11 protein-coding genes and 1 tRNA gene are annotated in these 12,535 nt (G+C 53.2%); 6 read left to right on the top strand and 6 right to left on the bottom strand.

Translation table 11 applies throughout. The features are described 5' to 3' along the window. Window positions 1-38 precede the first annotated feature (38 nt). A complete protein-coding gene (locus tag P8T57_RS01530; RefSeq protein ID WP_341364387.1) occupies window positions 39-977 on the top strand; it encodes an AraC family transcriptional regulator in 939 nt (312 codons plus the stop codon). 17 nt (window positions 978-994) lie between these two features. On the opposite strand, the gene P8T57_RS01525 is transcribed toward P8T57_RS01530, so the two are convergent. From P8T57_RS01525 to P8T57_RS01515, 3 genes are all read right to left on the bottom strand, one after another. Then, entirely contained in the window at window positions 995-1,936 is a 942-nt protein-coding gene (locus P8T57_RS01525; protein ID WP_341364386.1) for an alpha/beta hydrolase, read from the bottom strand. A 54-nt stretch (window positions 1,937-1,990) separates the two neighbouring features. Next, window positions 1,991-3,295, bottom strand: a complete 1,305-nt coding sequence (locus P8T57_RS01520; protein WP_114094050.1) for an alpha/beta fold hydrolase — start codon at window positions 3,293-3,295, stop codon at window positions 1,991-1,993. Window positions 3,296-3,435: 140 nt separating this feature from the next. After that, window positions 3,436-3,840 carry an OsmC family protein gene (locus tag P8T57_RS01515; RefSeq protein ID WP_007091892.1) on the bottom strand — a complete coding sequence of 135 codons (405 nt, stop codon included), beginning with the start codon at window positions 3,838-3,840 and terminating at the stop codon, window positions 3,436-3,438. A 197-nt stretch (window positions 3,841-4,037) separates the two neighbouring features. Here P8T57_RS01515 and P8T57_RS01510 point away from each other — a divergent pair, with 197 nt between their 5' ends. Continuing rightward, window positions 4,038-4,379 (top strand): hypothetical protein, encoded by a 342-nt coding sequence (locus tag P8T57_RS01510; RefSeq protein ID WP_007091891.1) that lies wholly within the window; start codon window positions 4,038-4,040, stop codon window positions 4,377-4,379. Between the two features lie 156 nt (window positions 4,380-4,535). Beyond that, window positions 4,536-6,212, top strand: a complete 1,677-nt coding sequence (locus P8T57_RS01505; protein ID WP_341364385.1) for a diguanylate cyclase — start codon at window positions 4,536-4,538, stop codon at window positions 6,210-6,212. A 235-nt stretch (window positions 6,213-6,447) separates the two neighbouring features. Here P8T57_RS01505 and glnA read toward each other — a convergent pair whose 3' ends face one another. Together glnA and P8T57_RS01495 are read right to left on the bottom strand one after the other, a co-directional pair. Next, window positions 6,448-7,857 carry a type I glutamate--ammonia ligase gene (glnA, locus tag P8T57_RS01500; RefSeq protein WP_007091889.1) on the bottom strand — a complete coding sequence of 470 codons (1,410 nt, stop codon included), beginning with the start codon at window positions 7,855-7,857 and terminating at the stop codon, window positions 6,448-6,450. 64 nt (window positions 7,858-7,921) lie between these two features. After that, on the bottom strand, window positions 7,922-8,260 hold the full coding sequence (locus P8T57_RS01495; RefSeq protein ID WP_007091888.1) for a P-II family nitrogen regulator: 339 nt from the start codon (window positions 8,258-8,260) through the stop codon (window positions 7,922-7,924). A 419-nt stretch (window positions 8,261-8,679) separates the two neighbouring features. Here P8T57_RS01495 and P8T57_RS01490 point away from each other — a divergent pair, with 419 nt between their 5' ends. Next, window positions 8,680-9,852: an aminotransferase gene (locus P8T57_RS01490; RefSeq protein ID WP_341364384.1), complete on the top strand. Its 1,173-nt coding sequence runs from the start codon at window positions 8,680-8,682 to the stop codon at window positions 9,850-9,852. Window positions 9,853-9,929: 77 nt separating this feature from the next. Here P8T57_RS01490 and P8T57_RS01485 read toward each other — a convergent pair whose 3' ends face one another. Then, window positions 9,930-10,931, bottom strand: coding sequence for a Gfo/Idh/MocA family oxidoreductase (locus P8T57_RS01485; RefSeq protein ID WP_114094053.1), 1,002 nt, complete (start codon window positions 10,929-10,931; stop codon window positions 9,930-9,932). Between the two features lie 320 nt (window positions 10,932-11,251). Here P8T57_RS01485 and P8T57_RS01480 point away from each other — a divergent pair. Together P8T57_RS01480 and pyrC are read left to right on the top strand one after the other, a co-directional pair. Then, window positions 11,252-11,328, top strand: a tRNA-His gene (locus P8T57_RS01480). 136 nt (window positions 11,329-11,464) lie between these two features. Beyond that, window positions 11,465-12,520, top strand: a complete 1,056-nt coding sequence (pyrC, locus tag P8T57_RS01475) for a dihydroorotase (protein ID WP_341364383.1) — start codon at window positions 11,465-11,467, stop codon at window positions 12,518-12,520. The last annotated feature ends 15 nt before the right edge of the window (window positions 12,521-12,535 follow it).

The raw sequence follows: 12,535 nt of genomic DNA, 5'->3' as shown, positions 1-12,535 counted from the left end.
ATTAATCGATTTTGATAGCCGTATAAGCGGGTGTTTGAATGAAACTGCTGTTCGAACATGTGAAAATTGCACCGGATCGGTCATGGCGCGGCCTGCACCGGAACCTGCGTGCGATCCCGTTCGAGTGGCATTTTCATCCGGAATACGAACTCACCCTGACGCTCGGAAGTGAGGGGCAACGCTATGTCGGGGATCATATCGGTTCTTACGGTGACGATGATCTGGTCTTGCTGGGCCCGAACCTGCCCCATACATGGCATTCGCACAATGCCGCCCCGCCCGCATCCGGGAAAATCGATATGGGAGCCTATGATCTTGATTTGCAGGCAAAGCCGGGCGAACGGCCACATCAGGCCTTTGTGTTCTGGTTTACGGCCGATTGGATCAATAATGTTTGTGAAACCATGCCGGAATTTGCGCGGCTGCGACCTGTCCTGACAGATGCACGGCGGGGTGTGAAGTTCGATACCCTATCAGCACGAAAGGTTGCGGCCTTCACACACCGGTTTGATATAGGCGATCCGGCCGACCGGTTATTGTTGCTGATAGAAGTATTGCGGATTTTGCTGGATGCGCAGGAACGGATACCGCTTGCGTCCGAACGGTTTGACGCGACGGTGCCCGATTATCATGAGGCAACCCGGCTTGGTCGGGTTCTGGATATTTTGCATTCGCACTATGTCGAACAAACCGGAAGTGCTGAAATTGCCGAGCAGACCGGCATGAGCGAGCGGACCCTGCGCCGTTTTTTCAAACGTCATACAGGGTCAAGCATTCAGGATTATCTAATGGGATTGCGGTTGGGGCGGGCGGTGTCTTTGCTGTTGTCGTCCGAATTGCCGATTTATCGGGTGGCGGAGGAATCCGGGTTTCAGAACCTGTCGCATTTCAATCGGCAATTTGACCGTCATCGCGGCATGTCGCCCAGCCGGTTCCGACGTGAACGGTTTGAAAAGAGAATGTTGCAGTCGGTTTGAGAAGGTAGACGTGCCTATTAGAAACGAGTCAGGGGCCAGTCGGTATGATTGGTTGCCAGATGCTGGTCAAATGCCTGCCAGAAAAGGTTTCGGAAAACATCGCGTTCCTGAAGGATTTCATGGCGGGCTTCGGGGATTTCGACCATTGCAACCGATGGATGATCGCCAAACAGTTCCTGTGTGGCGCGGTTGCTGACCACCTGATCGTTTCCTGACAGAATCATCGTAATCGGGGGCAGGGGCGAGGTCACAAAATTATTATCCGGTACAATACGCTGGGATAATTCCGCCTGTGCCCTGAAACAGGCATCAAGCCATCCCGCCGAAACGCCACCAACCACCAGATCAGGGTTATCTTGCAGGCAGGTGACGTTGCGTTCGTAGCGCGCCCTATCCGACGTCAGCAGATTATCATCGCCAAAGGGTTGCAGTGGTGACAGCAGCTTTTGTCCTGGCAGGAATTGCTTGTCGAAACCATATCGGCACAGTCCGGCTGACAAAAACTGCGCGGCAAGTGCGATCCAGTCCGGCCCACCAAGCCCGAAAAATGGGGCGATCATGACGCTGCTTTCAAACAGGGACGGTTTTTCAAGCAGCATGTGCATGCCCACCAGCCCGCCAGTCGAGTGGGTCAGAAGCAGATCACAGTGGATATTGTAATGATCGGCCAGGTGCGAAAGCACATCATGCGTATCTTCGATATAATGGGCGATATCGCGGACATAACCCATATGGCTTTCGGTGACTTCGCGGGTTGATCCGCCCTGTCCGCGGAAATCGAAAGTGACACAGCCAAGCCCGCGTTCGGCAAGTTCATGTGCCGTTTCGCCGTAGCGTTCGATGAACTCGCCGCGCCCCTGAAGGATCAGGACATGACCAACGGCATTTTCAGGCGAATGCAAGGCATAACGAAATGTCAGGCCGCTTCGTCCGGTAAATCGATCAATGGCAAAGGTCATGTCTGTGCGTGCTTCTTATGGCGGCAGGCGATGATCAGTTGTGCAAACTGTTCATCAATTTGCGGTCTTTCCCGGGACTTCCAGTGACACTTCGATGAAATGGGTCATTTTGTCGAGCATGCTGACAAAATCGGGGTTGAAGGTTCCGCGCCGCAGACTGCCCGGGGACGCGGAATCCGACAGATTCAATTCACCATAAACCGCATCGCTGCTGGTCTGGCATTTACTGTTGGCGCTTTGCTCGTCGTAATGGTCACATCGACGGATAATGCCATCCATACCGTAATGCTGGTTATCGGGATGCATGGTAATGGCAGTATGGGCATGATTAAGCGTCCGCCAGTCCGGAGCCGCAGATTTGACAATGTCGACACCCTCGCACAAAGGATGTTCGTCAATCAGGTGTTCTTCGCCCTGATACCAGATCAGGCGCTTGTTATCATTTGTGACCTTGTTGCAGAAGAAGTCGGCCGCCAGTAAGGGATCAACCGTGTGGTCATCGGAACTGGCCACCATGAAGACGGGGATATCGAACGTATCCATGGTGCCATCGCGATAGGGTTCAGTCAGCAGATGAAATTCCGCTGCGGCATTCATTGCCATCGAACCATATTTGGCAGCATCACTGTTTTCACCTTTGCCAACCCAGCTTTGGACATAACGGGCATAGGGTGTCAGCCATGCCTGATCGCTTTTGGCAGCAAAGCCCGGCGATAGTAAAACCATTGCCGTCATCCGCGGATCGCGGCGACGGGCATCAAATTCGCGCCCGATCAGGGCCGCCCCCATCGAATAGCCAATGGTGATGACATGGTCGGTGCCGTTTGCGAACCCGTCCATGCCATAACGCACTGTTTTGATCCAGTCCTCGTAACTGACGTCAACCAAATCACCTGGGACGGTGCCATGCCCCGGAAGAAGCAGGCCATGGAAGGTCGCGCATGGGAATTTGGATTGCAACGTATCGCGCACATCGGTCATCAGAAACGGACTGTCTGTCAGGCCATGTACCATCAGGAAACCGACATCTTTGCCATGTGCCGTGTCATTGCCCGCCGCATCGCAGGCCGCTTTGTTCGGACCTGATGCGAAAGGGGCACGCATCGCGACCACCTGGTCAAGATCGTATTGGCCAAATGGCGCGGCTTCCTTGTCAAAGCGCTTTGCTTTAAGTGCCGTGCGAAGCTGTTCGCGGGTTTTCTTGACATAATCGTCAAATGATTGGTTCTCGGCGGGGGCACCAATGGCAAGGCCGGACGGATCATGTTGCGGGTCTTCGAAAATGCATCCCGACAGTGCAATCGTCGCCGAAATGGTCATAGCGACAAGTGTCGAACGCAAAAGGCCGTTTGCGGACATGGAATGCTTCCCCGTTTCGTTTCGGTGTGGTGGCTTGTCCGATAAACTCTAACTCAGGCTGCATTATGACGCGACCAACAAAAAAGCGGCCCGTAACGGACCGCTTTGAAATCGGTGGCAGAACACGCCCGAAAGCTGGCTTATTCCATGATTTCCCAGCTATGCGTGATTTCGGCCGCCTTCGACAGCATGATTGAGGCCGAGCAATATTTCTCGGCTGAAAGTTCAACCGCACGGGCCAGTTTGGCTTCGTTCAGGTTTTCACCCTTGGCCTTGAAATGCAGGTGGATTTTCGTGAATACCTTGGGGTCGGTTTCCGCACGCTCGGCTTTGACATCGGCTTGGACATCGATGATTTTCTCGCGGCCTTTCTGAAGGATATGTACGACGTCAATCGACGAGCATCCTGCCAGACCGAGAAGCAGCATCTCCATCGGGCTAGGACCAAAGCCGGTGTCACGGTTGCCATCCATGACAACGCCATGGCCAGAGCCGCTGGTGCCGGTGAAGGTCAGATTTTCAAGCCACTTTACGCGTGCTTCCATGATCGGGTTCCTTGTCTCGAGAATTGCATGCTTCATCGTCTAGCCTGCCTGACCGGTTCGCGCAAGTCGTGATCACATAAGGCAGTTAAAGGTTGAAAAACATCAAGTGCAGGGGTGTAAAACTGTTATAGGAGTTTTTACCTTAACAGGAGATAATGTATGTCATTCCAGACCGTTATCGCCAAGGAGGGTAAATCATGACGCAGGATGCCGGACGCAGCAAAAGCCGTTTCATGATGGCTATGGAGCATGTTTTGCGTGAAGTGAACCATGAAGTCATCAGTCCTGCGATCCCTGATATGAGCGTCGATACGGCTTTGCCGCTTATTATCAATGTTGCCAAGTTGCGTGCCGACTATCTGAAATATGCCTTCAAGCTCAGTGCAGATCGCAACGACAATCATCCGACGGCCGAGGAACTGGCGAAGCTTAAACTTCTTCGCGAGAGCTATCAGGAAATGCTTGCGGCTGCGCGTGAACTCGAACATTGCATTGATCGGGGATATATTGACCTGCCGGTCGGCGATAAAAAATCGTGACGCATTGGCTCTGGTCGCAAGACTAAGCTTGTCATATACTTACGTATGGAATAAGAGCTTTGAAAAAGGGCCTGCTAAGCGGCCTTGGTAATAAAATCCGATGGTTTTGGGGCATTATAGATAACACGGGAAAGGGAGTGCGTCGCAAAGCGGCGCGTGCGTGTATTGTCAATTGCTCCAGACATTGTCGCCACAGCAGCACTATCGCGTGACGGCATTATATTCATCGGTTCGTCCGATTTGAAAATCGCCCATGCCAATTTGGTTGCGGTTAACCTTTTTAACGCATCGAAGTCGGCCTTGCGAGACGGAACCGAAATCAAGCAGTTCCTTGCTTTTCTTGCCAAAAATGCGGAATTTTCGTCTGGCGACAGTGTCGGTGCGGCACGCGAAGCGCTTAGCCTCATTTCTGGTAAGGATGCCAAGGCCGATTTGCCAGCCTTTCAAATGAATGGCAGAAAAGTTACGTGGCGTAAGGCCGAAGGTCCCGAAGGTGTGACAGCACTGGTCTTTCGCGAGGCTGGCAAGGCAGAAGAACTTGCCAAGGCATTGGCCGATCACAAGCTTTTCATCCAGCATCTAATCGATGTGTTGCCTATCCCGGTTTACCTCAAGAATCTGGATGGTGTGATCAACCGTTGCAATGATGCTTTTGCCGGGTTGCTGGGGCAGGATCCCAAAAAGGTGATTGGCGGCAAATTCGCCGATGTGGCCCCGGCGCCGCTTGTTAGCCGCATTTTCGATTACGAGGCACCGTTGCTGAAATCAGAAGGCAATGTGCGTCATGAAATTGATTTCGAAATGGACGGTGTCGAAAAATCCGCATTGTTTGCAGCCGCTAGCCTGAAGGGGCCAAGTGGCGCAATTGCCGGTACGATTGGCTCGTTGATTGATGTGACATCGCTAAAACAGGCACAGGCCGAAGTCGCCGCGGCAGCACAACGTCTGACAGGGCTTTTGGAAAAGGCGCCAATAGGTGTTGGTATTTCCAACCGGGATGGCGGGGAATTCCAGTTTTATAACAAGATGTTCGAGACTCTTCTGTCTCTTGATAGTGATGGAACGGTGCCAACGGACACAGTGCTTCTTTCGGAGCGATACCGAGAAAAAAGTCTTCAGGATATGGATATGCTTGGCGAATTGCAGGATGTGGAATTACGCATTCGCCGTCCGGCAGATTCAGATGCGCGCTGGTTGAAGGCATCCATGGAGCCGCTGACATTTGAGGGGCAGGAATCTGTGCTCTGGTGGATAAGTGATATCACCAAGCAGAAGCTTGCCGCACGTGAACTGCAGAATAAGGCAAATAACGATGAACTAACCGGCCTGGCAAACCGTGCGCGTTACATGCAGAAGCTTTCACAATGTGAAACTGTCTTGCGCGGTACGGATACGCCAGCGTCAATCTTCCTGCTTGATCTTGATGGCTTCAAGACCGTGAACGATACATTGGGGCATGGTGCTGGCGACTGGGTTCTGGTTGAAACGGCAAAGCGGCTCAAGCGTGTTGCCCGTCGGGCGGAGGAAGTGGCGCGTCTGGGCGGTGATGAATTTACCCTGTTTTTCATTAATAAAGGTGATGAAAAGGAAATGGCGGCACTGGCCGATGACATTATTGCCGAGATCTCCAAACCCTATATGTGGGAAGGGAATCGTTGTGATATTGGTGCATCGATTGGCTTTACCGTTTTCGACGCAGGCTATTGCGACATGACCGAGCAATTGCGCCGTGCTGACAAGGCCATGTATGAGGCCAAAGAAGCCGGCAAGGGGCGGGCCTGTCTCTATCGGCCAGAACTTGAACCCGATTTGCACAGGGATGATACTGTCTAGGTCTGATTGGTTTGCTCAAGTGGAATTTGGGGTGGGGGGATGTGATCATCCCGCCTTTTCCTTTGCTGATTTGATCAGTTGCATCCGCCAGTACTGCGGTTTTGCCGAGATTTTCAATTAGCTAATAGGTCTAATCAGGCACATTTTTGCCGGGAATCTGGTGGTTGGCACAAACAAAAACGCCCGGCACATGGCCGGGCGTTTCGTGTTCGATGCGTCCTTTCTGGTGAAAGGATCAGCCGCTGTAGTACATGTCGAATTCGACCGGGTGCGGCGACTGTTCGAAGCGGATAACTTCTTCCATTTTCAGGGCGATGTAAGCGTCGATCAGGTCGTCGCTCATCACATCGCCTTTTTTCAGGAAGTCGCGGTCTGCGTCGAGGCTGTCAAGTGCTTCGTGCAGCGAGCGGCAAACGGTCGGAACTTCTTTGAGCTCTTCCGGCGGAAGGTCATAGAGGTTTTTGTCCATTGCATCGCCCGGGTGGATCTTGTTCTCGATACCGTCAAGGCCAGCCATCAGCATTGCGGTGAATGCGAGATACGGGTTGGCAAGCGGATCAGGGAAGCGAATCTCGACGCGCTTGCCCTTCGGGGACGCGGTGTAGGGGATACGGCAGGAAGCAGAACGGTTACGAGCCGAGTATGCCAGCAGAACCGGTGCTTCGAAGCCCGGGACCAGACGCTTGTAAGAGTTGGTCGTCGGGTTGGTGAAAGCGTTCAGTGCTTTGGCGTGTTTGATGATACCGCCGATATAGTACAGAGCGGTGTCAGACAGGTCCGCATAGCCGTTACCAGCGAACAGCGGCTTGCCTTCGTGCCAGATCGACTGGTGAACGTGCATGCCCGAGCCGTTGTCGCCAAAGACCGGCTTCGGCATGAAGGTTGCGGTTTTGCCATACTGATGTGCAACCATGTGGATGCAGTATTTGTAAACCTGAACGGCGTCAGCATGTTCGATCAGGGTGCCGAAAGCGATACCCAGTTCGTGCTGCGACGGTGCAACTTCGTGGTGGTGCTTTTCGCAACGCACGCCCATTTCGTTGATGTAGTTGACCATTTCGGCGCGGATGTCGTTGGCCGAGTCAACCGGCTGTACCGGGAAATAGCCGCCCTTCGGACCCGGACGGTGGCCGCGGTTGCCGCCTTCGAATTCGGTGCCGGTGTTGTACGGACCTTCTTCGGAGTCCAGCTGATAACCCATGCCTTCGCCTGCGGTGGTCCAGCGAACGTCATCAAACATGAAGAATTCCGGCTCTGCACCGAAATATGCAGTGTCGCCGATACCGGCCGATTTCATGTATGCGAGTGCGCGTTTCGCGGTCGAACGCGGGCAACGCTCGTAACCCTGGCCAGTGGCCGGTTCGATAACGTCGCAAACGATGATCAGGGTCGGCTGCGCGGTGAACGGGTCAACAACAGCGGTCGACGGATCCGGCATAAGGATCATGTCGGATTCGTTGATTTCTTTCCAGCCAGCGATCGACGAACCGTCGAACATGATGCCGTCAACAAAAACGTCTTCGTCGATTGTGCAGATGTCCTGCGCGGTGTGCTGCCATTTACCTTTGGAATCGGTAAAGCGCAGATCGACAAACTGGATGCCTTTTTCTTTGATAAGCTTAAGTACAGAAGCAGCGTCAGACATGATGCAACCCTTTAAAACTCAAAATTAGTGATCGTACGATGTTCAATGTCAGGTAACGGACCGATTAGATCGCGTCGTTGCCCCGTTCACCGGTACGAATGCGGATCGCGTCCTCGAGCGAGGAAACGAAGATTTTACCGTCACCGATACGACCGGTGTGAGCGGCTTGCTGGATTGCCTCAATCGCACGCTCGACAAGCGTGTCCTCAACGACGATTTCCAACTTTACCTTCGGCAGAAAGTCCACAACATATTCGGCGCCGCGATACAGCTCCGTATGGCCTTTCTGTCGGCCGAAGCCTTTGGCTTCGGTAACGGTAATCCCTTTGAGGCCAATCTCTTGAAGGGCCTCTTTAACCTCGTCAAGCTTGAATGGCTTGATGATGGCTTCAATCTTTTTCATTAAGCGCCCTCTGCTTTTTGCGAGAGTTGCGTAGAACTCGGAAAGCTCCATTGCTTTGCCGCGTTAATTGCACGGGCCGTGCCAGTTTTGGCCCGCGCGGTCATTCTAAGGAGTCTCTGTGTGAAAACCCAGCAAAACCCATGAAGTTTTTAAGATTTTCTTGATCGCATCTGATTGTCTTTTAGGCAGAATGTTTAAAATTTATGCAAACATTGTGAGATGGCAGGGGGCAACGAGGTTCTCCGCGATCCGTGCTTGCCTGATCTGCCTGCGTCGTGCGACAGAAAATACATAAAACACGTATCATGACGACAGGGCATGGATCATATAATCTGCCTGTCTGATTTATAATTTGCGCCACCAGGCAGATAAAAGCCGGTTTCGACCGACCGGTACTGAAACTCAGAGAAGGACGCCTCATGACCGAATTTGTCGGCAATCCTCTTTTCACTTCGGGCGGCATCACGATTTTTGAAGTGATGAACGAACTGGCCCAGAAACATAATGCCATCAATCTGGGGCAGGGAGCGCCCGATACTGACGGTCCGGCTGATATTCGCGAAGCTGCGGCCAAGGCGACGATGGAACTGTCCAATCAATATCCGCCGTTGGCAGGTGTTCCGGAGTTGCTTCAGGCGGTTGCCGACCATAACAAGCGTTTCTATGATATCGAGGTCGATCCGAAGAAAGAAGTCCTTGTCGCGGTCGGTGCGACCGAGGCGCTGGCTGATGTGATCCTTGGTCTTGTTGCGCCCGGCGATGAAGTGATCCTGATCGAACCCCTTTATGACAGCTACCTTCCTATGGTGAAGCTTGCGGGCGGTATCCCCAAACTGGTACGTGTCACACCGCCAAGCTGGGATCTGCCACGCGAAGAACTTGCAGCGGCCTTCTCGGAAAAAACCAAGCTGATCCTGATAAACTCGCCGCAGAACCCCTGTTCAAAGGTCTATGGCGATGATGAACTGCAATTCATTGCTGATCTGTGCATCAAGCATGATGTGATCGCACTATGTGACGAGGTTTATGAACATCTTGTCTTTGACGGGCGCAAACACAAACCGCTGATGACTTTTCCCGGTATGCATGATCGCACCGTACGCATCGGATCAGCAGGCAAGACATTCTCACTGACGGGGTGGAAGATCGGATACATCACAGCATGTGCAAAATTGATGGAGCCGATCAAAAAAGCGCATCAGTTCCTTGTTTTCACCGTGCCGCCAGGGCTGCAGCATGGTGTGGCCTACGGCCTTAACAAAGGTGATGATTACTTCGAAGGTTTTACTGCTGAAATGCAGGCAAAGCGCGACTTCCTAATGAAGGGTTTGAAAGAGGTTGGCTTTGGTGTTCTGGACTCGCAGGGTACTTATTTCATCACCTGCGATTTCCGTCCGCTGGGCTATGATTGCGATGATGTCGAGTTCTGCCAGATCATGATCAAGGAAGCCGGTGTTGTGGCGATCCCTGTTTCGGCGTTCTATCAGGGCAAGGATGGCGGCGTTCGCAATTTTGTGCGGTTCTGCTTCTGCAAGGAAGAAGCCAAAATGTCCGAGGCGATTGAGCGGATGAAGAAGGCGTTTGCAAGGTAGCAAAGCAAGGCATTTAAGGGAAACAGGCCGAGAACTTTAACCTTCGGCCTGTTTTTTATGGGCGCTGTCAACCGTGATCAGGAATTGACCATTTCCCAACTCCCGGTGCGGGCCGAACGGGCCAACGCATCCAGAATCTGCATGTTGGCAATCCCGTCTTCAATCGGGTAGTCGACCGGGCTTTCGCCTTTAAATATTGCCGTCGCGTTCTCGCCTTGCAGGGTATAGTGGTTGCCAATCGGGAATTTGATTTCGCGTGCTTCGTCAAAACCCGGTTGTTTTTGCGTGCCGACCCTGATCACCGCCGGATTTTCCGGCAACGGGTTGAATGGCATGATGATTTCAATACGGCCTTCGGTACCAAGGATATGAACGCGCTGCACGGCGGCGGATTGTGTGCCGCAAACAAAACTTGCCTGAACGCCGCTTCCGAAATCGAGCATGCCCGAAACAAGCCGGTCAGTACCGAATTTCGGATCCTTGTCCATCAGGGAAACCACACGCACCGGTTCCTTACCGGTGATATAGCGTGGGCCGACAATGCAGTAGCAGCCAATATCAAGCAAGCCGCCACCGCCGATATCCTTTTTGTTACGCACATTGTTTGGATCGGCATTGAAATAGGTAAAGATGCTTTGCACCGTGGTGATCGTGCCTATCTGACCGCTTTCTACGAGACGACGTGCTTCCTGCCATTGCGGATGATGACGGACCATAAAGGCCTCAAGCACGTGTTTGCCGCTTTTATCGCGGGCCGCGATCAGGCGTTTGGCGTCTTCGGTGTCCAAACCGATGGGCTTTTCGCACAGCACGTGTTTTCCGGCTTCCAGCGCCTTGATTGTCCATTCGACATGCAAGTGGTTGGGCAGGGGATTGTAGATTGCTTCGATTGACGGATCGGCCAGCAGTTCCTCATAGGATCCATAGGCGCGCGGAATGCGCAGGCTTTGGGCAGTTTCACGCGTTTTTTCCAGATCACGTCCGGCAATGGCAAGGATTTCAAGCTTGTCGCTTTCCTGCATGGCCGGAATGACCTTCTCCGTGCCGATCTTTGCCGTGCTGATGACGCCCCACTTCATTCCGATACTCCGTATTGTTTTCTCTTTTGTGGCGCGCATGGCCGTTTTGCGTCTGCGCGCCGTGTTAATTTCGCCCGGAATGGCGGGCGTGTTCAAGATATTGAATTGATTTAATTAGCGCACTTGCCTGATCGCGCAAGATGTTCAAACGGATGGGAGCCTGTTCGGGCGGATTGGTTGTGATGATAAGTACCAGATACAGAACCCGCAGTCGCCCGGTTTGCGGGACTTTGCGAAGTTCGGGGGAAAACGGGGCAAAAAAGTAAAAATATGCGCTTGACGTCCGGGGCTCCCGGCGATAAAAACCGCGCCACACGACGGCGGGTGTAGCTCAGGTGGTTAGAGCACCAGATTGTGGCTCTGGGGGCCGTGGGTTCAAGTCCCATCACTCGCCCCATGTGAAAAGGTCAGGCAGAAATGCCTGGCCTTTTGTCTTTCGGGCTGCTTTCCAATTCCAAAACCGGGACTGATCTGCTAGTTAGCCTGTGCGCTCGCGCCCATTCGTTTGTTCCGGTTCCGAGGAGGTCGCCCCCATGTCCGCAAATTCAGTAAATCGCATTACCCTTCGCCGTCCCGATGACTGGCATTTGCATCTGCGCGATGGCGCGATGCTTGAAGGGGTTATTGGCGAAACCAGCGAACATTTTGCGCGTGCGATCATCATGCCGAACCTTGTGCCGCCGGTGGTCAAGACCGAGGATGCGATTGCCTATCGTGACCGGATTAACGCGGTCATCCCGCAGGGGCACGATTTTACGCCTTTGATGACGCTTTACCTGACCGAAGGGACCAATCCCGATGATGTCGAGGAAGGCTACAAGTCCGGTGTGATTACCGCACTGAAGCTGTATCCGGCCGGGGCAACGACCAATTCGGCAAGCGGCGTGCGCGATTTCGACAAGGCGATGCCGGTGCTAGAACGTATGGCAAGCCTTGGTATTCCGCTTTGCGTGCACGGTGAAGTCACCGATCCTGAGATTGATATTTTCGACCGCGAGGCCGTGTTCATCGACCGCGTTCTTGATCCGCTGCGTAAGCGTTTGCCGGAATTGCGTGTGATCATGGAGCATATCACCACCGAAGACGGTGTCGAATATGTCAAAGCCAATGACAGGAACCTTGGCGCGACCATCACGACCCATCACCTGATCATCAACCGCAATGCCATTCTGGTCGGCGGCATTCATCCGCATTTCTATTGCCTGCCGGTGGCGAAGCGTGAAAAACATCGCCTCGCACTGCGCAAGGCAGCAACCAGCGGTGATGTCCGTTTCTTCCTGGGTACTGACTCCGCCCCGCATGCCGATGACCGCAAGGAAAGCGCGTGTGGTTGTGCCGGTATCTTTACCGCCAATAATACTGTCCAACTTCTGGCGCATGTGTTCGAGGAAGAAGGGGCATTGGACAAGCTTGAAGGCTTTGCCTCGGTCAATGGTCCGCAGTTTTATGGTCTGCCGTTGAATGGCGACAAGATCACATTGGAAAAACGCGATGCGGCGGCAACTTTCCCGGCCAGAATTGAAACCGGTGAGGGCCCAGTCACGGTGTTTGATCCGGGCTTCCCGATTTACTGGCACTATGCCGGTTAGGTTTGCGTCGATCAT

This window comes from Thalassospira sp. SN3W, assembly GCF_038070535.1.
In the GTDB taxonomy this organism is placed as follows: Bacteria; Pseudomonadota; Alphaproteobacteria; order Rhodospirillales; family Thalassospiraceae; genus Thalassospira; species Thalassospira xiamenensis.
This window is presented reverse-complemented; position numbering and strand designations above follow the sequence as displayed.